Genomic DNA, 19,924 nt, shown 5'->3' on the forward strand with positions numbered 1-19,924 from the left:
CAATGAGACCCTTCAATGGCACACCGTATTTCGATTGTCGGCGATGGCGCGGGCGGCCTGGAACTTACGGCGCGTTTAGGCAAGACCCTTGGCAAACGCGGCACCGCCCATATCACCCTCATCGACGCCAACCTGAGCCACATCTGGAAACTGCTGTGGCATGGGGTGGCCGCAGGCTCGCTGATGGCCGCTGTCTGCTCGTTATTGATGTGGGCGTTGTAACCCCTCTGAACCGTGCCCAAGCCGAAGTTACTGAGTTCAACACCCGATCAGTCGAGCCTGCGTGTTTCAGACGGGTTCATTGCGTGTCTTTCTTTGTAGCGACGTCCAGCGCTTCGCCAATCGCATAAAAGTGGCCGCCTGCGATGTAGTGCAGGCTCCGGAAGTCCGGATGAGCACTCTCGAAGTGCCAATGTCCGTCCCTGAATACACGCGTGTCGGCCCAGGCACCGACGACCTCACCGATAAACAGGTCGTAGGTCGTCTGGTTGTGCGGTTCGGGCAACAGCTTGCACGCCAGCCAGGCCGAGCAGCCTGCCACGAACGGCACGTCATAGCCGCTGATACTGAACAGCTCAGTGCCGCTATGAGCCAGCTTGTCGGGATCTTCCCGAAGGCTCACGCTGCCGACGTCACGGGTCAATTGCAGTTGTGCCACTGTGGGAACCTGGATCACGAACATGCCATTACGCTCTACCAGTTCACGGGTCTTGGCGATCTTGTCCAGCACTACGGTGACTTTGGGAGGTGAGAAATCCAGCGCACAAGCCCATGCGGCAGCCATTACATTTCGGGTCCCATCATGTTGTGCAGACACCAAGACGGTCGGGCCGTGGTTGATCAGCCGATAGGCTTTTTCAAGTGGCACTTCGGCAATGTGGTCGTGCATCGCATCTCCAAAAAATAAGCCCCGCACCCATTGCTGGGGCGGGGTAGGGCACATTTATGCCGTGGCGGTTTGGTTCAGGTAAAGCTGGAGGCTTTCATGCCCGCCAACAATGAGCGATTCCACGGTCGAGGTCCATTGTCCCTGAGGGTCAGGCTCGCGCGTGTCGAAGGTCGCAGACCACAGAATCACGGTTTTTTGCTCGCCGGTCAGTGGGATCAGGCGGACGCTCAACACGTAGTTGTCTATGGGCAGCGGCGCCTCAACGAAACGGTAGGAGAACTGCAGATTGACTGCGTCCACCGACAACAACTGTTCACGCAGGATAGCGCCGTCCTCCAAGGTCAGACGACGGATGCAGCCGACCAGTCCGTCAGGCTGATTGTCTTCAATGACGCTCTGCGAAATTGCCGGGTGCCATTGGCTGATTTTCCCGAAGCGCTTGAGTACATCCCAAACGCGCTCGGCGCCGCCGTCTACAACGGCGCTGTATTCAACTTTTGCCATGATTCACCACCTTAAGAAACATCATTACCTTTCAGACCGCGCTGATCAGCCTTCGAACTGGTGATAAACCTTGGCGATTACCTTCCAGGTGCCGTCGATTTTGATCAGCGTCAGATAATCGTTGTAGTCGGCACCAATCGCGTCCTTTTCCATGTCCACACGAACCACGGCAGTGGTCGGGGTGATCGCCAGCACGTTCAGTCGTGTGCTGATATCCGGGGCCTTGCCATTCGTGCGGACGAAATCGAACAGGTTGCTGATAGGGCCGCCCAACAATTCACCGTTGGTGAAACCGTACATCACAGCTTCTTTGTGGAAGGCCTGCTCCAGAATTTCCGGGCTGCCAACACGCAGGCCGTCAGCGTATTGCTGGGCCACGGCGACAACTGCGTTGTAATCCTGGGTCGGTACCGCTTTGATGTTTTTGCTCATGGTCAAACTCCTTTGCATGTTTGTGGCGCCACCGGGGCGCGGTTCAAACGGGTGGGTTAAGGAGCTACGTGGGTGTGGTAGATCTTGCTGACGACAGTCCACTTTCCATCAACCTTCAGCAGGTTGAAGAAGTCGGTAAAGCAGAAGCCGGAAATGTCATTGGTATCGATACGTGCGCTGGCAGCGGTGCCCACGATATCGACGTTGACGATGGCACCTTTGGCTTCCGGTGAAGGGCGGAAGGCGCTGTCGATGATGTCGAACAGACCCTGAATCGGGCCACCGGTCAGTTGACCTTCGCCATCCACGCCAAAGATGGTTGCCTGCTCGCTGAAGGCAGGTTTCATGAGGCTGCTTTTGGCTTGCCTGCCACCTTCGTTATAGTGGTTAAGCACCGCGACGATGGCGTTGTAGTCTTCGACGTAAGTGGGATTGCTCATGGGGCTACTCCTGGTTTGAAAAGGGTTGAACAAGGGCTTGGTTAATTGCTTTGCGTGCATATCGAGCGATGGTCAGCAGTGCGATTAATGCAACGACCAAACCCGCCCAAGTCATCACTTGAGTCGAACGACTGGTTGTTACCTCGCCACTGATGATCTGTGCGACATCAGCCGCCAGAGAGCCCAGGTACGCGTACAGAAATGTTCCAGGAAGCAGGCCGAACCAAGTCGCCAGCATGAAATCTCGGCGGGCGATTCGGCTGGCTCCGAGGCCATAGCTCAGCGGAGCGAACGGCACGATGGACGCCAGGCGTAAGAGGAAAACAATCCGAAAACCTCCTGACGCGATAGCGCGGTCGACCGCCGCTGATTTGGGGCTGTTAGCCAGGTGTCGTTTGACCCGAGGGCGCAGAAGCGATCTGCCCAAGGCGAACGCGACCGTTGCAGATAGCAAGCCAGCGGGCGAGATGAGCAGGGTTCCCCACATCGGGCCATACAAAAAACCTGCAAGCGCCGTGAGCATCGAGGCAGGCACAAACGCGACAGTGGCGACCACAAATATGGCGGTATAGAGCGCAATCCCGACGGCGCCGAGCGAGCGAATAATTTCGATCCATTGCGCGATGTCGTGTACGGCCAGCTCTATCACTTTGCCTATCCCATTCTTCTCGGTCGGTCGGGATGCTACCCGTCCAGCGCATCACAGACGGCTATTTAAATAACGGTCGCTACATATTGCATTCATTCTATAGCGATCACTACAGTTAGTGTCAAGTAATTTGCTGTCGATGTTGGCGGGGTACGAAGTGGGCGTTCGACGGTACTTTACGGCCAATACCTGAGGACCTGCGGGAGAACACCATGACGCAAAAGGTTTACGCGCAGGGCACCTGTTTTTACAGCGCTATGGGCACCTACAAGGCGGGGACTTCGCGCGTTAGACCCGAGGGACAAAGAGCCTGTGGTGCGCTGACTGGCGAAGCCTTGTCTATCGTGCGACAGCGCAATGTTCGAATCCGTACAGTGCTGATTTTCAACGTCCCTGGATGTGAGTTTCTGATCAATATTATTTGTATAAAACAGTAAATATTATTGTTTTTATTATTGTCGAGTGCCCGTTACTGTCCTAATGCTCGCGTAACCATGTCGCTTCCTTTCCAGGGCTACTTCGTTCTACGCACCTCTTATAAAAATGACTCGATCCCATTCTGGAGTGCAGATGAACGTCAAACAGAAATTGACCTGGGCGTTTGTGGTCATCGCTTGCTTGCTTGCCTGTCTGCCTGATTGCAACATTGGTCGTGCTGGATTTGCGCAGCGATGCGCACGATGATTTTATCGAAGGCAGCAGCCGCGAAATAAGGCAGGTCGACACGGCCATGCAGTTGTATTTCGAAGGTATTCGCCAGAACGTCGACTACCTCGCTTCTCAGCCGTTATTGCGCAACGCTGACGGCAGCCTGAAAAACTACAGCGGTGCCAACGCCCCGACCATTGCGCAAGGCGCATTGGATAAGCAGATCTTCGATTTTTATGCGCACTTGGCCAATAGCCATTCGGCTTACTCCAATATCATCTTCGGTAACAGCTCCGGCGGTTTCGTGTCTTGGCCCGACAATCCGAACCGGGCCAATTACGATCCTCGCGAGCGGCCTTGGTACAAGTCTGCGTTGAGCAATCCAGGCAAAACCCTGCGTACCGATGCTTATTACTACGCGCCTAAAGATGCGGTGTATGTCAGCGTCGTTCGCAGCATCGATACCCAATTGGGTACCAACAGCGGCGTGATCAGTATCGACGTGTCACTGCAGCAACTCACCGAAATCATCAAGCACATCAAACTCGGCGAGAGCGGTTACCTGATGCTTGTCGAGCGCGACGGCAAGGTCTTGGTTGACCCTCAGCAACCCGCGCATAACTTCAAGACCCTGACGGAGATCGGCAACGGCTATGAACAGTTGGCCAAGTCTGGAAAAGGCGCGTTTGAAGTTGAGCTCAACGGTGAGCGTTACATGGCTAACGTTTGGCCCTCCGAGCTATTGGGCTGGAGCTTTGTTGGCCTGATCAAACAACAGGAGGTGATGAGCTCGGCGACCCACCTGGCATGGGTGATTGCGATCATTGCCGGCGTGCTGGCGCTGGTGTTTGCCCTGGTTGGCGCGAGCTTCGCAGGCTTGATCGTACGGCCGATCCGCAGCGTTGCCAGCGGCTTGCAGGGCATCGCCGAAGGCGATGGCGATCTCACACAAAGTCTTCACATCCGCGGCAATGATGAAACGGCGCAGTTGGCCAGTTGGTTCAACCAATTCCTGGCGGCCATCCGCAACATGATCAGCAGCATCGGCCAGGCCGCACATAACATTCTGACGACATCCCAGGCCTCTACACAGGTCTCCAGTGACATGGCTGACGTCGCCGGGCGGCAGCGTGAGGCTGTGGATATGGTTTCAACCGCGTTCCATGAAATGGTTGCCACCGCCAACGAGATTGCACGTGCGTGCAGCCAGGCTGCTGAGTCGGCTGACAGCGGTTGGATCAAGGCACGCGAAGGGCAGCAGCAGATCGATGCTGCGGTCAGCAGCGTTGATCAACTGAGTCATGAAATCGAGAAGTCAGCCGAGTCGATGCAACAACTGGAGCGTGACAGCAATGATATTCAGTCGATTCTGGGCACCATTCGCTCGATCGCCGAGCAAACCAATCTACTGGCGCTGAATGCCGCCATTGAGGCCGCGCGAGCTGGGGAGCAAGGGCGTGGATTTGCCGTAGTCGCCGATGAGGTGCGAGCACTGGCCAAGCGCACGGCTGACTCCACTGCAGAGATCGATAGTCTGCTGGGCACTTTGGCCAAACGCACCAGCGTCGTCACGCACCAGATGCGTGCCAGTCTGAATGTCTCACAACAGTCGGTGAACCGTATTGGCGTGGCGCGCACCAGCTTTGGGCTTATCCGCGATTCGGTGGATGTGATTCGAGACATGAACACTCAAATCGCCACGGCGGCCGAAGAACAACATCAGGTCGCCGAAGGCATCAACTTGCATATCAGCCAGATCCATGGTGATGCGCAACGTGTTGCAGAGCTCGCCGAATCGGCGCGGTTGAACTCTTCAGGCCTGGCCGGGTTGTCCGCTGAACTGGACAGCCTGGTCCGACGATTCCGTACCTGATAGACGAGTAGGGTGAGGGCCAATACTGGCATTGACCCTCTTTGTGTCGCGCTATCGGTTACTCATACCAGGCGGGCGACTTCAGCGCGGTGCGAACGAACTCAGTGTTGTGACCGATGCCTGTGCACTGAACATAAAACCCTCTCGGCTTTAGATGTGAGCCACGTTGCGGTTACAAAAATCAAACGCAAAGGGCAACACTATCTGGGGGAAAGTGTTGGCTTGGCCCGTCCTTATGGTGTTTCGTGGGCAAACCACAGCTCAGAAGCTAATCAACCTGAAGCGATAGATCACGAGCAGCACCGTCGGCCAGAACAATGCATTAACAATGTCATGGAGGCTCTCGACCCACCGCTAGTATCCGAGGCTATGCCTTATCATCCATCAGATCTCGGTCGATGCGTGTTCAGGCCCTGTGAGACTGCTTGCCGTCCAATTGGCCGGGACGAAGCAAGTCTCATGCACCGAAGCCACCCCTCTTGACCCTTGATAGCCTTCAAAAACAAGTCCAGAATCAAGTCTTTTCCTGCTCCGGCAAGAAAAGAAACCCCTTAGATTTCAATGAGTCGGACACCAGATACGAGTCTCGTTTCCCGCTCCAAGATTCACAGAAAAGCCACTCAGATGAGTGGCTTTTTTGTGCCTGGGATTTATGCCTTTGGCGTTTGTGGTCAATCGTTGGGCAGATGCAACGGCACCTCCATGGCGTCATGGAGGAGTCGGACGATCTCAATCACGTCGCCGTCTCCCACACGATAGAACACGATATGTCGCGGACTTTTGACCACTCCATGAAGTTGTTTGGCCTGCTGGCGTGAATAGACGAGGTGATAGCTGCGAAGGCCCGGTGCAAGCTTATCGCGGTCGTGGCTGCCAACGCGATAAGGCGTGTTGGCAATCGCTTGCAGCGCCGCGAGGATCAGTGCCTGGTAGCGCTGGCGTGCTTGATCGCCGAACTGCGTCTGGGAGAGCCTGAGGATGTCGACAATATCGGCGCGCGCCGCGTTGGAAATCCGATACTGCGGCATGCTCAGTGTTTCTCGCTCGCGGGGAGGGTTGCCTCCAGACTCAAGCCCTCGAGGTAGTGCTCCAAATCCCCTTCGTTCAACCGCGTAAAGCGCCCGCATTCAAGGTCCATGATGCCGATCGAGGTCGCCTGACGCAGGGCTTCAATTTTGGCGGTGTCTTCGGCGACGCGCTGCTCCAATAGACGCACACCTTCTCGCATCACTTCGCTGGCATTCTGATAACGGCCGGACTGCACCAGGTCATGGATAACCTGTTCCTGGTGAGGGGTGAGCACAACGTTTCGCGTCGCCATAATTAGCTCCAGCTTTGGGCAGACAGGTTTTTGATTATTGGCATATTATGCCATTTTGCCCACGAACACATCGTTTGAGATTTGGATCTCTATCCGGTGATTTTCGTTAATTACAGTCAATCCTCGTAGCCAAGCGATTTTAGGTGGTTCATTGATGATCGAAAGACTTTTTTCCCTGGTTCAGATCCGCCCAGAAGCGTGCGTGCCGGGGCAATCTTCGGTCAACCGGGTTACCTGGATGCCGGCATTGGGATGGGCCGCGAGGCCACGCTATACCTGCTCGAACGTGGCGTGCGAGTGGTCGGCACTGATGCCTGGAGTTGGGATGCTCCCTTCAAGTCAACCCGCGAGCGCTTTCTTGCCAGCGGCGATGCCTCGATCATTTGGGAGGGACACAAGGCCGGTCGTGACATTGGTTATGGTCAGATGGAAAAGCTGGCGAATCTGGAGAGTCTGCCGGACCACGGATTCGAGGTGTCCTGCTTTCCGTATAAGATCAAGCATGCCTCGGCAGGTTTCGTTCGCGCCGTGGCGATCATCTACAGGTAGAGTTGTTGCGATGTCGGTCAAGTCTGGATTCGCACGTTACTCCATGGCGCGGCTCATGATCATCAACTCTTGGCCGTTCCATTCGAAAGACACCCGGAAAGCGGCCACGATGCTGTTATCGGGGCTGGCATGGGGGGGCTTTGGGCCTGACAAGCTACTCGTATAGGTTCGTCATCGTAACGAACGTCGTCTATTACTTCTGAAGGGAAAGCCCATTGGTCGTCTGGTCGGGCGATGGATGGTCACGTTGTCCCCTAAGCATTAGAAATGCCGTAACGCACTTGCCAATGCCCTGACGTTAACGTAAAGATGGCAACAAGGCGCTGAACTCAGAAGGGCGCAGGGCGGACCGATCCGGAGCGCTTGCTGATGCTGATAAAGACAACTCATCCCAAACTTCATCGCGAAGCCCGCCTGGCCCGGGAAAAACTGCATCTCGAGGGCACCGTTCCCGATGGTGTGTTGCGTGCGGAAATCGATGCGTCGTGGCGGCGCAGTCTCAGCCATGGCGTGCATTTCAATGCCAAGCAAGAACTGGCGCTGGAATCGAACGCGAGCCTTGAAGTGCTGTTGGAAAGCAATCGATTGTTGATCGATGCGGCGACGCCGGCCATCGATTATCTGGCCGAACGCCAGGGCAAGGAAGGGCTCATCATCCTCGCCAATTCCGACGCTACCATCCTTGCCGCCGAAGGGCGCACCGATGGTTTCAAAGGGAGCGGGCTGCAAGACATCACGCTGGGCGCTTGCTGGAGCGAAGCGGCGCGCGGCACCAACGCGCTGGGTACCGCGCTGGTGGAAGCCCGGCCAACGATGATTGATTGCGGCGAACATTACCTCGACCGTCTGACCAATTTCTCCTGCACCTCGGTGCCGATTTATTGCCCGCAGGGCGACATCCTTGGGGTCCTTGACCTGACCCGCGAAGGCCCGCTCGGCCGCGTTCACGACAGCACCGCGTTGCTGACCATGGCCGTCAGCCAGATCGAAAGCCGCGTGTTCAACGCTTGTTACCCGGACCAGATCGTCCTCGCCTTCCACAGCCGTCGGCAATATCTTGAATCCCCTTGGCAGGGCTTGCTCGCGGTGAGTCTCGGCGGACAGATCCTTGCGGTCAGCGCCCAGGCGTGCCAGTTGCTCCATGCCGAGCGTTCGGTGCTGGTTGGCCGACGCTGTGAAGAGTTCCTGGGTGTCGATGGCCTGCAGCTGTTATCGCGTTTGCATCAGAGCGGCATCGGCAGTCTGCAAACCGCCAAGGGTGAATTTTTCTACAAAACCCTGCGCGCGCCGCAGCGCTTGATCAATGTCAGCACGCCATCGCGCACCCCGACTAAAACCGCTAAACCGCAACCCGATCTTGAATCCCTGGCTGGCAACAATGCTCGTTACGCCCGGGCGCTGCGCATGGCCCGCCAAGGCCTGGCCAATGAATTGCCAGTGTTGCTGCTGGGCGAAACGGGCACCGGCAAGGAAGTCATTGCCCGAGCGTTGCATATGGCTGGAACGCGCTGCGACAAACCTTTTGTCGCGGTGAACTGCGCAGCCATCCCCGAAGGCCTGATCGAGTCGGAGCTGTTTGGCTATCGCGAAGGCGCTTTTACCGGTTCGCGTCGGGGCGGCATGGTAGGGCGCTTGCAACAGGCCCACGGCGGTACGTTGTTTCTCGATGAAATCGGCGACATGCCGCTGGCTTTGCAGGCCCGTTTACTCAGGGTATTGCAGGACCGCAAGGTCGCGCCGCTGGGTGCTGGAGAAGAGCAAGAGATCGACATTGCCCTGATCTGCGCCACGCACCGCGACCTCAAGCGTCTGGTGGAAGACAAACATTTTCGCGAGGATCTGTTCTATCGGGTCAACGGCATCAGCGTGATGCTCCCGGCCCTGCGCGAGCGCGACGACTTCAATGGTCTGGTCGATCGTTTGCTGGCCAAGCTCGACGCGCCGACGGTGGTCCTGCATGACGATTTGACCCGCCTGCTAGGCGGTTATCATTGGCCGGGCAATATCCGCCAACTGGAAATGGTCCTGCGCACCGCGCTGGCCATGCGTGAGCCGGGGGACACCCTACTCACCCTCGACCATCTGCCCGACAGTATGCTCGACGAACTGAGCGTCGGCGAACGCCCTCAGAGCGGCAGTATTCGTGAACATGAGCTGGAACTGATTCGCCAGTCCCTGGACATGCATCAAGGTAACGTCTCGGCCGCCGCCGATGCCCTGGGTATCAGCCGCGCGACCCTGTATCGCAAGCTCAAACTGTTGCGTTCGTGATGTTGCGGTTGATCGTTCGGCTGATCGACAGCCAGAACCCCGCGGCCCTGCAAGCGGCGCTGCGCTGGCTCTACAGCTTCGTGCGCCCGCACCGGTTGGCGATTGCCGGGTTGCTTGGGCTGTCGGTCTGCGCCTCGTCGCTGGTATTGGTGCAACCATGGCTAACCAAGCTGCTGATCGACGACGGCCTGTTGGCGCACAATTTTGCGATGCTGGTGCTGATCGCCGGGTTGATGATTGTCGCCGGGTTGTTGGGGACGGCGCTGTCGGGCATCAATCGTTACCTGCACACGCGATTATCCGGACGGATTCTGTTTGCCCTGCGCGATGACCTTTATCGGCATCTGCAGACGCTCTCGCCGGGTTTCTACGGCCAGCGGCGTATCGGTGATCTGATGTCGCGTCTGGATGGCGATGTCGCGGAGATCCAGCGCTTTGCCGTGGACTCGCTGTTCTCGGCGGTGTCGAGCGTGATTGGCCTGGTGGTTGCCGTGGCGATGTTGGTGACCCTGTCGTGGCAGCTGTCGCTGCTGGCCTTGGTGCTGATTCCACTCGACGTGCTTTGGCTACGCTGGATGCGGCGCAAGGTCGAGCGCGATGTGCGGCAGTTGCGCGAGCGTTCCGCGGACATGTCCTCGTTCATGGTCGAGACCTTGCCGGTGATGAAATTCATTCAGTCCGCCGGTCAGCAACAGCGCGAGGCGCGGCGGCTGGAGACGTTGGGCCAAGGGTATATGAGTCAGCTCCTGCGCCTGCAAGTCACTGAGTTTTTCACCCAAGCGGTGCCCGGCACGCTGACATCGTTGTCGCGGGCCTGTGCGTTTTTGATTGGCGGATACTGGGTAGTGCAAGGGACTTGGCAGTTGGGCGCGCTGATCGCGTTTTCCACCTATCTGGGCATGGCTGTCGGCCCGGTCCAGAGCCTGCTTGGGCTCTACGTCGCGATTCAGCGGATGACCGTGAGCCTTGGGCGGGTCATGGAACTGCGCGGTGAAGAGCCGACTGTACTCACCCCTGTTGCGCCGCAGCCGATGCCGGATTCTGGCGAACTGCGTTTCGACAACGTGCACTTCAGCCACCCCGGTCGCCCGACCACCTTGCGTGGTATTCAAGCGCGAATTCCCTATGGTTTGAAAGTCGCCCTGAGCGGCGGCTCTGGTGTCGGTAAGTCGACCCTGATCGATCTGCTGCAGCGGCACCACGATCCGCAGTCCGGTCGGGTCTTGCTGGGGGAGGTCGATCTGCGGGAACTGGACCTGTTCCAGTTGCGTCGGCGGATCGCCGTGGTCAGTCAGGACATCGTGCTGTTTCGCGGCAGCCTCGCCGACAACCTGGCCTACGCGGTGCCGGACGCCAGTCGCGAAGCGATTGCCGAAGTGGCGCGGCTGGCGCAGCTCGACAGCCTGATCGAGTCACTGCCCGAAGGCCTCGACAGCCCTTTGGGCGAGCGTGGCCAGCAGTTATCCGGCGGACAGAAACAGCGCATCGCCATCGCCCGGGCGCTGTTGCAGGATCCGTTGATCCTGGTGCTGGACGAAGCGACTTCGGCGGTCGACGAAGCCACCGAGCGCGAAGTGATCGCGTCCATCGATCGGTTGTTCGCCGGGCGTACGCGGATCCTGATCAGCCATCGCCCCTCGACCCTGGCCGATGCCAATTTGTGCTTTGAACTGCTGGATGGCGTGCTTACGTCAAGAACGGTGCAGCATGAGGCCTGAGCTGCGGATTGGGGTGGTGGACAGTGGTCATTGCGCAGCGCAACGAGTGCGGGTGATTGCCGGTCGACGGTTCTCGCTGCGGGAGGATGGCCTGGCCGAAAGCGATTTGCGCGACGATCCGCTAGGTCATGGCAGTGCGGTGATCGAGGCCATCAGCCGGCGTGCACCGGCGGCGGTTTTTTGCGTCGCCCAGGTGTTCGACCAGCGTGGCGTCACCAGCGCCTTGCAGATCGCTACCGCCATCGGTTGGCTGGTGGCGCAGGACGTGCGGTTGATCAATCTGAGCCTCGGTTTGCGGCAGGATCGAAGCTTGTTGCGTGAAGCCTGCGCAGCAGCGGTGGCGCAGGGCATTCTATTGTGTGCGTCCAGCCCGGCTCAGGGCTTAGGGGTGTTCCCGGCGGATTATCCGCAGGTGCTGCGGGTCACCGGCGACGCTCGTTGCACCGAGCAGCAATGGTCGTGGCTCGACAGCGCCCAGGCAGATTTTGCCGGGTGTGTTTACGGTACCTACCCGGGGCAGTCGGGTGCGAGCCTCGGTTGTGCGGCATTGAGCGGGCATATTGTGGGTTTTCTCGTTGAAAATCCCGAGGCGAGCAACGAACAGATTGTCGAGTGGCTGCAAAAAAACGCCCATTATCACGGCCCTGAACGGCGCGTCGGCCCATGAAGCCGATTGTGATTCTTGGCGCGGGGCCTGCGGGGGCGGCGGTGGGCCTGGGGTTGCGGCGGCTTGGATACCCCGTCACGCTGGTCAGTGAGTGGCGGCGCTTTGCGGCGCTCGAAGGGGTGTCCATGCGGGTGCTGGAGGCACTGCGCGGTGCGGGGCTGCATCAAGCATTGACGGATGCGGCGCAGCCTTCCCAGCGACAGGTGTCCTGGAACGGTCAGCAGCATGCTCAGAACATCGAATTTTTGCTGGATCGCCCGAGCTTCGATCGCGGCTTGCGCGAGGACTTGCGCCTGGCCGGCGTTGAATTGATCGAGGGCCGAGTGCTGACGGTGCAGTCGCATGCTTCGGGGCATCGAATCGAACTGCAAGGGCGTGACGCGCTGCTCGCGGATTTCCTGGTGGAGGCCCGCGGACGCCAGGCACCGGCCCTTGGCAAAGGCCTGCGGGGACCAGAGACAGTCAGTCTGCTCAATCGCTGGCAAGGTACGCCGGGTATCACCGCCAGCGCTGTGGAAAGCCTTGTGGACGGCTGGGCCTGGATGGCGCGTCGGGCCGACGGCCAGTGCTATTGGCAATGGACAGTGGACGTGGCCAGTGCCGAGTTGCCGGGCAAGGCGCTGTTGCTCGATTACTGCCGCCAGCGGTTCCAGCAGTCGACATTGACCCAGGCGTTTTTCGGGGATGAACCGCAAACCGATCTGCACCTGCATGCCCGAAGCAGCACGGCGATTTTGTGTCCGCAGGTCTGTGGCGACCATTGGATTCGTGTGGGCGACGCCGCCATGGCGGTGGATCCGCTGTCGGGGAATGGCATCTTTCAGTCATTGTCTTCGGCGTTGCAGGCGCCAACGGTGATCAACACGCTGTTGCGCAAACCTGAACGGAGGTTGCTGGCACAGCGTTTTCATCAGCAGCGGGTAGAGCAGTTGTTTTTACGCTTCGCGCGCATTGGCCGGGACTTCTATGCCGATGAGCAGCGCTGGCCGGACCAGCCGTTCTGGCAGGCGCGAAGGCAATGGCCGGATGCTGAGGTCGCCCACGCCGCGGCGGATTTTTCCGCTTTGAAGATTGAGTCTGCGCCGGTGCTCAGGGATGGATTCGTGGATGAGGCCGAAGTGGTGATCACGGCGGATCAGCCGCTGGGGATCTGGCATGTGCAAGGAGTGGAATTGGCACCGTTGGTGCGGCGGTTGCGCAGCGAGCCGGTCGAGCGGGTGTTGACGGGGTTGTCAGTGGAGCAGGGAAGGATGGTTCGGAGCTGGTTGCTGGGGCAGGGGTTCAAGCCCTGATATTTGGGGTGCCTGGGTTGGCCTATCGTGAGCAAGCTCGCTCTCACAGTTGCGTCGAAAACAATTCCAATGTGGGAGCGAGCTTGCTCGCGATAGCGGTCTAAAGAACGCCGCCAATCACAACTTGATCAACACCGACTTCAACTCGGTGTAATGCTCGATCGCCGCATACCCCATCTCACGCCCGACCCCCGACATCTTGTAGCCCCCAAACGGCAACGCCGGGTCCAGGGCGCTGTGGCAGTTGACCCACACCGAACCTGACTTGATGCGCGGAATCATCCGGTGCACCGCCGCCAGATCATTCGACCAGATGCTCGCCCCAAGGCCATAAGGGCTGTCATTGGCCATGCGCAACGCATCGGCCTCGTCGTCGAACGGAATCGCCACCAGCACCGGGCCGAAAATTTCCTCTTGTACCAGCGAATGCCGTTGATCGACGTCGACAATCACCGTGGGTTTGACGAAGAACCCCGGCCCGAATGATTCACCGCCGCAGGCGATGGTCGCGCCGCTTTCCCGACCTTTTTCGATGTAGCCATAAACCCGCTCCTGTTGACGGGCGGAAATCAGCGGGCCCATTTCGACACTGGGGTCCAGGCCATTACCGAGCTTCATTGCATTAGCGATGTCGGCGATATCCGCCACCACATTGTCGAAATGCTTGCGCTGCACATACAGCCGGGAGCCGGCGCAGCAAACCTGGCCCTGATTGAAGAAGATCGCACTGGCGGCACCCGCGGCAGCGGTCTTCAGGTCGGCATCGGCCATGACGATGGTCGGTGATTTGCCGCCCAATTCCAGGGTGACACGGGTCATGGATTCCATGGCGATCTTGCCGATCTGCTTGCCTACGGCGGTGGAGCCGGTGAACGTCAGCTTGTCCACCAATGGATTGTGAGTCAGGGCGGAGCCCGCCGTGATACCAGTGCCGGTGACCACGTTGAACACACCCTCGGGATAACCGGCTTCCAGCATCAGCTCAGCGAGTTTCAGCGCGGTCAGCGGCGTTTCGTCGGCGGGTTTGAGCACGACGGTGCAACCGGTGGCCAGGGCCGGACCGAGTTTCCAGCAAGCCAGCAGCAGCGGAAAGTTCCAGGCGACGATGGCCCCGACCACGCCCACCGCTTCGCGGCGAATGAAACTGTGGAATTGATCGTTGGGCATCAGCGGCAGCGACACGTCAACGCTGGAGCCTTCGATCTTGGTTGCCCAACCGGCCATGTAGCGCAGGAAGTCGATGGACAGTTGCACGTCCATCACTTGAGCCACCGCCGCGCTCTTGCCGTTGTTCAGGCATTCGAGTTGCGCCAGCAGTTCGGCGTCGCGCTGCATCAGGTCGGCGAGTTTCCACAACAGGTTCTGCCGCTCCCTAGGGCGGGTGCGCGTCCAGGCGGAGTCGTCGAAAGCCTGGCGGGCGGCGAGTACTGCGCGGTCGACATCGTCGGGGGTGGACCTTGGCACCAAGCACAGCACTTCGCCGGTGGCCGGATTGTGCAGGGGCATGGTCTGGCCGTCGGCGGCCTCGACCCAGTCGCCGCCGATGAGCATGCGTGGGGCGCGTTGGACGAAGGCCGAGGTGGCGGGGAGCAGATAAGGCAGCGGCATGATGAGACCTCTTGTTGTGCTGAGAAACGTGGACTTCTCCAAGTTGGCAATGGCTGTGCCAAGTACCAGGAACGGGTGGATGGGCCTTTGTTGACGGGGGTTCTAGCGATGAAACGGGACGGTTGGCACCCAGGTTTTGTCGCAAATCGCGACAACGCATGAGACGACGAGCGGATCCCGTTGTACGCCAACGTCATCGCTGGACAAGAAGTGTTTCAGCCGAGGACATCTATGCTTGTCTCAGAGTGCAACAGCTGTCGCGATATTAGACGCAGGCGGTCTTGTTCTGACGCGTTGCAAAGCCAAAATAACAATGTAACTAATTGATTAATAAGATAGTCGTTAAGCTGGCACGCTCCGTGTATTGCTCATCACAGACGTTTCTCTTGCCTCCGTCAGCGGGCTGTCGCCGACGGCAGAAACCATAAAAACGATAAGCCACAAAAATAAGAAAGCACCGTGCGAGGTTCGACGTTGATGAAGAGAAAACTCCGATCAGGCCTGAGCGTCAGTCTGCTGGCCGTGGCGGCCTGTGTGGCGCTGCATTCGCCTTACAGCCTGGCAGCTCGCGAGGCCCAGACCATCCTCAAGGAAACCTGTCAGGGCTGCCACACCCCCGAAGCCGATAACGCCCTGAGCCGTATCAGCCACCAGCGCAAGACGCCGGAAGGCTGGCTGATGAGCATTGCCCGGATGCAGGTCATGCACGGGTTGCAGATCAGCGATGACGATCGTCGAATCCTGGTCAAATACCTGGCCGACACCCAGGGCCTGGCGCCGAGCGAGACGGACGGTGTGCGTTATGCGCTGGAACGACGGCTCAATACCGTCGAGAAATTCGACGACCAGACCAGCCAGATGTGCGGCCGTTGCCACTCCGGTGCGCGGGTTGCGCTGCAGCGCCGACCAGCCCAGGAATGGGAGCGCCTGGTGAACTTCCACCTCGGCCAGTGGCCGTCCCTCGAGTACCAGGCCCTGTCCCGCGACCGCGACTGGTTCGATCTGGCCCGCAAAGAGATGGTGCCGCTGCTGGCCAAGCGTTATCCGCTGGACAACTCGGCCTGGAAAGCATGGCAGGGCAGCGCGCCGAAAGCCGAGGCGCTGGTCGGCGACTGGAGCTTCAGCGGGCACCTGCCGGGTAAAGGCGAACTGGCTGGCGTCATGAGCGTGACTGCCGACGGCAGCGACACGTTCAAGGTCAGCGTCAAAGGTCAGTACGCCGATGGCACCCTGTTCAACGGCGATGGCAGTGCGATTGTCTACACCGGCTACGAATGGCGCGGCAACGTGTCCATCGATGGCGTGACCATGCGCCAGGTATTCGCCGCCCAGGGCAACGCCATGCAGGGTCGGATGTTCGAGGCCGAGCACGACGAGCGAGGGCTGGACTTCGTCGCCGCCAAGCAGGGTTCCAATCGTTTGCTGGCGGTGCAGCCGGGTTATCTGAAGGCGGGCAGAGAAACCGAAGTCACCCTGGTCGGCAGCGGTCTCACTGGCAAACCTGACTTTGGCAAAGGCGTGGAAGTGGTCCAAGTGCTGGAGCAAACGCCCGAGCGCATAAGGGTCAAACTCAAGGCGGCTGCCAATGCGCAACCGGGCCTGCGCAACGTCACGGTCGGCACGCTGAAAGGCCCGACGCTGTCGGTCTACAGCAGGATCGCTGAAGTCAAAGTCGTGCCCGAATTCTCGGTGGCGCGGATCGGCGAGGGCGGTGGCTCGACGCCGAAAGTCCAGGGCCGTTTCGATGCTGAAGCCTGGGGCAAGGGCGCTGACGGCAAGCCCTATCGCATCGGCGTGTTCCCTGCGCAATGGTCGGTCGAGGCTTTTGATGACCGCGCCAAAGAGGATGAAGACGTCAAGTTTGCCGGCACCATGCAGGCCGATACCGGCGTGTTTACCCCAGGCGATGCCGGGCCGAACCCGCAACGCAAGATGTCCACCAACAATGCCGGCAATCTCAAGGTGATCGCCGCCGTCGACGACGCAGGGAGGTCCCTGACCGGCGAAGGCCACATGATCGTCACCGTGCAACGCTGGAACAATCCACCCATTCCATAAGTTGGCTGTTGTTTAGCGGTTCCAGACACTTTTCGGGATGACCGCAGACCTCGTGAATCGGGGCTTGCACAGGAGGTTTGCAATGGGCGCTATTTTGAATCTGGTCGAACGCAATTTGCACGAAGTGCATGTCGACGCCGACCGCATGCTGTTCCACATCCCTAGCAGCTCGCTGTTCGCCAGCGATGAGCTGACGGGCACCATCATCGACACCTTGCGCGGTCCCGGCTGTTCATCGGACGACCTGATCCAACGCTTGGCCGCACGCTTCAACGGAGAAGAAATCACCGAAACCCTGCGTGAGCTGATCTCCCTGGAACTGGTCAGCGACGGCTCACCACTGACCCCGGACATCGGTACCAAACGCGTCGAGCGCACCGCGATCAATACCGTGGTGCTCAACGTCAACACGGGCTGCAATCTGAGCTGTACCTACTGCTACAAAGAGGACCTCGACAAGCCCTCGGCCGGCAAGAAGATGGACGTTGAAACAGCGGTCGCTTCGGTAGAAATGCTGCTGCGCGAATCCCCGGATGAAGAGCGTTTCACGGTGGTGTTCTTCGGGGGAGAGCCGCTGAGCAATCGCAAGCTGATCGAGTACATGGTCGATTATTGTGAAAAGCGTTTTGCCGAAGCGGGCAAGTTCGTCGAATTCGTCATGACCACCAACGCCACGCTGCTCACCGAAGACACCGTGGACTACCTCAACGCCCACCGCTTCGGGCTCTCGGTCAGTATCGACGGGCCGAAAACCGTGCACGACCGCAACCGGATCACCGTGGGCGGGCAGGGCACGTATGACGTGGTGCGGCGCAAGGCCCAGATGCTGCTGTCGCGCTACAACAGCCGCCCGGTCGGCGCGCGGGTAACCCTGACCACTGGCGTCACCGACGTCGAAACGATCTGGGATCACTTGTTCAACGAACTGGGCTTCGCGGAGGTCGGTTTTGCTCCGGTGACGTCCGGCGATATCAGTAGCTTCAACCTGTCCAGCGACGAGCTGATCGAAGTGTTCGCCAACATGAAGAAGCTCGGTCGGCGTTATCTGGAAGCGGCGCTGGAACACCGCAACATCGGTTTTTCCAACCTGCACCAGTTGATCACCGATATCCATGAAGGCCACAAAAAGGCTTTGCCTTGCGGGGCGGGCCTGAAGATGCTGGCGGTGGATCACAAGGGCGAATTGAACCTGTGCCACCGCTTTACCGGTTCGAGCCTGCCGACGTTCGGCAACGTTCACAGCGGGGTGAAACAGGTCGAGTTGAACGATTTCCTGTCCCAGCGCCTGGACCGTACCAACACCGGTTGCGAAGACTGCCAGATCCGCAATCTCTGCTCTGGCGGCTGCTACCACGAGAGCTACGCCCGATACGGCGACCCGACCCATCCGACTTATCACTACTGCGAACTGATGCGTGACTGGGTCGACTTCGGCATCGAGGTCTACACCCGGATCATGGCTCACAACCCTGCGTTTATCAGCAGCTACATCACTCCGCGCAAGGCTCACTGATATGAAACATCTCAAGGCAATCAACAACAAAGCCCAGAAGCTCGATCAGGCCGCGGCCGAAAACCGTATCGAAGAAGTGGTGGCGATGAGCTCCGTCGCCGGCTGTGCCTCGACCACTGATCCAGGTTGGGAAATCGACGCGTTTGGCGGCGTGTCGTCGCTGTGCCAGCCAATGGAAGCCGACCTGTATGGCTGCTCCGACCCATGCTGGTGGCCGGCCCAGGTGCCGGACATGATGAGCACCTACCCGGACTGGAACAAGGATGCCCAGGCGTCCAACGACAACTGGCGCAACCTCGGCACTGTCTTTCCGAAAGACAAGTGACCGGACATGAAGAAGGAATCCAGCATGCAATGCATCAAAGCCTGCGGCTTGGCCGCGTTCGGTGTCCTGGGCGTTATATCGCTCAGTGTTTTGGCCGATGAAAACACCGCGCTCCAAAGCGGTCACGAATACATGGTGACCACCAATTATCCGAACAACCTGCACGTGATCGACCTGGCCACCGACAGCTTGTTCAAGACCTGCAAAATGCCCGACGCCTTCGGTCCTGGCACCGTGCAGCTGTCGCCGGATCGCAAGACCGCCTACGTGCTGAACAACCACTACGCGGATGTCTACGGCGTTGAGCTGGACAGCTGCAAGCAGGTCTTCCACGCCAGCATTACCCAGAAACCGGGTGAGAAAGCGAAGTCGATGTTCGCCTTTACCCTCAGCCATGACGGCAAGGAACTGTTCACCATCGCCAATCCGACGTTGATGCTCAACGATCGTTACGAGGTGCAGCAACCTCGGCTTGATGTGTACGCCACCGATGCCGGCATGGACGCCAAACCCATTCGTAGTTTCCCGGCGCCCCGGCAGCTGACCATCATGCAAAGCGGCGACGATGGCACGTTGTATGTGGCGGGAGCGGATGTCTACAAGGTCAACGTGAACACTGGCAAGTTCGACGTGCTGATTCCCAGTCGCCATTGGAAACGTGCCAATTACAGCGCACCGGATGTGCTCTACGTGTGGAACCAGCAGACCTACCGTCATGATTTTTCGCTGCTCTACACCGCAGCGAAATTCAAGGACAAGAAGCAGGACCCGGCGACCGCCGAGTACCTCTATGGGCTGTTCAGCATCGACCTGAAAACCGGCAAGACCGAAACCACCGACTTCGGCCCCCTGACGGAAATCTACTTCAGTGGCATGCGTTCGCCAAGAGACCCGAACCTGATGTTCGGCGTGCTCAACCGGCTGGCCAAGTACGACATCAAGCAGAAAAAACTGCTTCAGGCCGCTACGCTGGATCATTCCTACTACTGCATTTCGTTCAACAAGGCCGGCAGCAAGATTTATCTGGCGGGTACCTTCAACGACGTAGCGGTGTTCGATGCCGACAGTTTGAAGCAGATCGGCAACATCAAATTGCCCGGCGGTGACATGGCGATTACCACGGCGCAAATATTCACGCGTTAAAAACAAAGAGGACAAGTCATTCAA

General features: G+C 58.8%; 17 protein-coding genes and 3 pseudogenes. 12 read left to right on the forward strand and 8 right to left on the reverse strand.

Annotated features, from left to right (window positions below; translation table 11 throughout):
- Nucleotides 1–15 precede the first annotated feature (15 nt).
- Nucleotides 16–183: pseudogene (locus AB4N42_RS14445) on the forward strand (FAD-dependent oxidoreductase); the annotation flags it as partial.
- A gap of 115 nt (nt 184–298) precedes the next feature.
- Here the strand turns inward: AB4N42_RS14445 and AB4N42_RS14450 are convergent.
- From AB4N42_RS14450 to AB4N42_RS14470, 5 genes are read right to left on the reverse strand one after another with little or no spacing between them, the layout of a single operon-like run.
- On the reverse strand, nt 299–889 hold the full coding sequence (locus AB4N42_RS14450) for a flavin reductase family protein (RefSeq protein ID WP_258690862.1): 591 nt from the start codon (nt 887–889) through the stop codon (nt 299–301).
- Between the two features lie 54 nt (nt 890–943).
- Nucleotides 944–1,393, reverse strand: a complete 450-nt coding sequence (locus tag AB4N42_RS14455) for an SRPBCC family protein (RefSeq protein WP_354336472.1) — start codon at nt 1,391–1,393, stop codon at nt 944–946.
- Nucleotides 1,394–1,438: 45 nt separating this feature from the next.
- On the reverse strand, nt 1,439–1,825 hold the full coding sequence (locus AB4N42_RS14460) for a nuclear transport factor 2 family protein (protein ID WP_460116353.1): 387 nt from the start codon (nt 1,823–1,825) through the stop codon (nt 1,439–1,441).
- Between the two features lie 56 nt (nt 1,826–1,881).
- A complete protein-coding gene (locus AB4N42_RS14465; RefSeq protein ID WP_354336474.1) occupies nt 1,882–2,265 on the reverse strand; it encodes a nuclear transport factor 2 family protein in 384 nt (127 codons plus the stop codon).
- A gap of 4 nt (nt 2,266–2,269) precedes the next feature.
- A complete protein-coding gene (locus tag AB4N42_RS14470; protein WP_460116354.1) occupies nt 2,270–2,914 on the reverse strand; it encodes a TVP38/TMEM64 family protein in 645 nt (214 codons plus the stop codon).
- Nucleotides 2,915–3,644: 730 nt separating this feature from the next.
- On the opposite strand from AB4N42_RS14470, the pseudogene AB4N42_RS14475 reads away from it, so the two are divergent.
- Nucleotides 3,645–4,529 (forward strand): annotated as a pseudogene (locus AB4N42_RS14475) (cache domain-containing protein); the annotation flags it as partial.
- A 201-nt stretch (nt 4,530–4,730) separates the two neighbouring features.
- Nucleotides 4,731–5,435, forward strand: coding sequence for a methyl-accepting chemotaxis protein (locus tag AB4N42_RS14480; protein ID WP_460116392.1), 705 nt, complete (start codon nt 4,731–4,733; stop codon nt 5,433–5,435).
- Between the two features lie 671 nt (nt 5,436–6,106).
- Here AB4N42_RS14480 and AB4N42_RS14485 read toward each other — a convergent pair.
- Nucleotides 6,107–6,463: a type II toxin-antitoxin system RelE/ParE family toxin gene (locus tag AB4N42_RS14485; RefSeq protein WP_068934520.1), complete on the reverse strand. Its 357-nt coding sequence runs from the start codon at nt 6,461–6,463 to the stop codon at nt 6,107–6,109.
- A gap of 2 nt (nt 6,464–6,465) precedes the next feature.
- The gene (locus AB4N42_RS14490) at nt 6,466–6,756 is read right to left on the reverse strand and encodes a type II toxin-antitoxin system ParD family antitoxin (RefSeq protein ID WP_460116355.1); all 291 of its coding nucleotides are present in this window, start codon (nt 6,754–6,756) and stop codon (nt 6,466–6,468) included.
- Between the two features lie 195 nt (nt 6,757–6,951).
- On the opposite strand from AB4N42_RS14490, the pseudogene AB4N42_RS14495 reads away from it, so the two are divergent.
- The 5 genes and pseudogenes from AB4N42_RS14495 to qhpG all read left to right on the forward strand — a co-directional run.
- Nucleotides 6,952–7,305 (forward strand): annotated as a pseudogene (locus AB4N42_RS14495) (cyclase family protein); the annotation flags it as partial.
- A gap of 366 nt (nt 7,306–7,671) precedes the next feature.
- Nucleotides 7,672–9,576 (forward strand): sigma-54-dependent Fis family transcriptional regulator, encoded by a 1,905-nt coding sequence (locus tag AB4N42_RS14500; RefSeq protein ID WP_460116393.1) that lies wholly within the window; start codon nt 7,672–7,674, stop codon nt 9,574–9,576.
- Nucleotides 9,576–11,294, forward strand: coding sequence for an ABC transporter ATP-binding protein (locus AB4N42_RS14505; protein ID WP_122568229.1), 1,719 nt, complete (start codon nt 9,576–9,578; stop codon nt 11,292–11,294). The genes AB4N42_RS14500 and AB4N42_RS14505 overlap by 1 nt, the downstream gene beginning before the upstream one ends.
- Nucleotides 11,284–11,961: a subtilisin-like serine protease QhpE gene (qhpE, locus tag AB4N42_RS14510; RefSeq protein WP_122568230.1), complete on the forward strand. Its 678-nt coding sequence runs from the start codon at nt 11,284–11,286 to the stop codon at nt 11,959–11,961. Before AB4N42_RS14505 ends, qhpE begins: the two co-directional genes overlap by 11 nt.
- Nucleotides 11,958–13,253: a flavin-dependent monooxygenase QhpG gene (qhpG, locus tag AB4N42_RS14515; RefSeq protein WP_122568231.1), complete on the forward strand. Its 1,296-nt coding sequence runs from the start codon at nt 11,958–11,960 to the stop codon at nt 13,251–13,253. The genes qhpE and qhpG overlap by 4 nt, the downstream gene beginning before the upstream one ends.
- 117 nt (nt 13,254–13,370) lie before the next feature.
- On the opposite strand, the gene AB4N42_RS14520 is transcribed toward qhpG, so the two are convergent.
- On the reverse strand, nt 13,371–14,861 hold the full coding sequence (locus tag AB4N42_RS14520; RefSeq protein ID WP_122568232.1) for an aldehyde dehydrogenase family protein: 1,491 nt from the start codon (nt 14,859–14,861) through the stop codon (nt 13,371–13,373).
- A 477-nt stretch (nt 14,862–15,338) separates the two neighbouring features.
- Between AB4N42_RS14520 and peaA the strand changes: the two genes are divergently transcribed.
- The 4 genes from peaA to peaD all read left to right on the forward strand — a co-directional run bounded on the left by peaA (nt 15,339) and on the right by peaD (nt 19,900).
- The gene (peaA, locus tag AB4N42_RS14525; protein ID WP_068934530.1) at nt 15,339–16,919 is read left to right on the forward strand and encodes a quinohemoprotein amine dehydrogenase subunit alpha; all 1,581 of its coding nucleotides are present in this window, start codon (nt 15,339–15,341) and stop codon (nt 16,917–16,919) included.
- 82 nt (nt 16,920–17,001) lie between these two features.
- Nucleotides 17,002–18,432, forward strand: coding sequence for a quinohemoprotein amine dehydrogenase maturation protein (peaB, locus tag AB4N42_RS14530; RefSeq protein ID WP_068934532.1), 1,431 nt, complete (start codon nt 17,002–17,004; stop codon nt 18,430–18,432).
- Nucleotide 18,433: 1 nt separating this feature from the next.
- Nucleotides 18,434–18,757: a quinohemoprotein amine dehydrogenase subunit gamma gene (qhpC, locus tag AB4N42_RS14535; RefSeq protein WP_033061173.1), complete on the forward strand. Its 324-nt coding sequence runs from the start codon at nt 18,434–18,436 to the stop codon at nt 18,755–18,757.
- A gap of 24 nt (nt 18,758–18,781) precedes the next feature.
- Nucleotides 18,782–19,900, forward strand: a complete 1,119-nt coding sequence (gene peaD / locus AB4N42_RS14540) for a quinohemoprotein amine dehydrogenase subunit beta (protein ID WP_068934534.1) — start codon at nt 18,782–18,784, stop codon at nt 19,898–19,900.
- Nucleotides 19,901–19,924 lie beyond the last annotated feature (24 nt).

The organism is Pseudomonas sp. H2_D02 (genome assembly GCF_054677635.1).

What these genes read in the sequence shown, in the direction of transcription:
- AB4N42_RS14450 (WP_258690862.1), bottom strand. Translation starts at nt 889, where the DNA reads ATGCACGACCACATTGCCGAAGTGCCACTTGAAAAAGCCTATCGGCTG.
- AB4N42_RS14455 (WP_354336472.1), bottom strand. Translation starts at nt 1,393, where the DNA reads ATGGCAAAAGTTGAATACAGCGCCGTTGTAGACGGCGGCGCCGAGCGC.
- AB4N42_RS14460 (WP_460116353.1), bottom strand. Translation starts at nt 1,825, where the DNA reads ATGAGCAAAAACATCAAAGCGGTACCGACCCAGGATTACAACGCAGTT.
- AB4N42_RS14465 (WP_354336474.1), bottom strand. Translation starts at nt 2,265, where the DNA reads ATGAGCAATCCCACTTACGTCGAAGACTACAACGCCATCGTCGCGGTG.
- AB4N42_RS14480 (WP_460116392.1), top strand. Translation starts at nt 4,731, where the DNA reads ATGGTTGCCACCGCCAACGAGATTGCACGTGCGTGCAGCCAGGCTGCT.
- AB4N42_RS14485 (WP_068934520.1), bottom strand. Translation starts at nt 6,463, where the DNA reads ATGCCGCAGTATCGGATTTCCAACGCGGCGCGCGCCGATATTGTCGAC.
- AB4N42_RS14490 (WP_460116355.1), bottom strand. Translation starts at nt 6,756, where the DNA reads ATGGCGACGCGAAACGTTGTGCTCACCCCTCACCAGGAACAGGTTATC.
- AB4N42_RS14505 (WP_122568229.1), top strand. Translation starts at nt 9,576, where the DNA reads ATGTTGCGGTTGATCGTTCGGCTGATCGACAGCCAGAACCCCGCGGCC.
- qhpE (WP_122568230.1), top strand. Translation starts at nt 11,284, where the DNA reads ATGAGGCCTGAGCTGCGGATTGGGGTGGTGGACAGTGGTCATTGCGCA.
- qhpG (WP_122568231.1), top strand. Translation starts at nt 11,958, where the DNA reads ATGAAGCCGATTGTGATTCTTGGCGCGGGGCCTGCGGGGGCGGCGGTG.
- AB4N42_RS14520 (WP_122568232.1), bottom strand. Translation starts at nt 14,861, where the DNA reads ATGCCGCTGCCTTATCTGCTCCCCGCCACCTCGGCCTTCGTCCAACGC.
- peaA (WP_068934530.1), top strand. Translation starts at nt 15,339, where the DNA reads ATGAAGAGAAAACTCCGATCAGGCCTGAGCGTCAGTCTGCTGGCCGTG.
- peaB (WP_068934532.1), top strand. Translation starts at nt 17,002, where the DNA reads ATGGGCGCTATTTTGAATCTGGTCGAACGCAATTTGCACGAAGTGCAT.
- qhpC (WP_033061173.1), top strand. Translation starts at nt 18,434, where the DNA reads ATGAAACATCTCAAGGCAATCAACAACAAAGCCCAGAAGCTCGATCAG.
- peaD (WP_068934534.1), top strand. Translation starts at nt 18,782, where the DNA reads ATGCAATGCATCAAAGCCTGCGGCTTGGCCGCGTTCGGTGTCCTGGGC.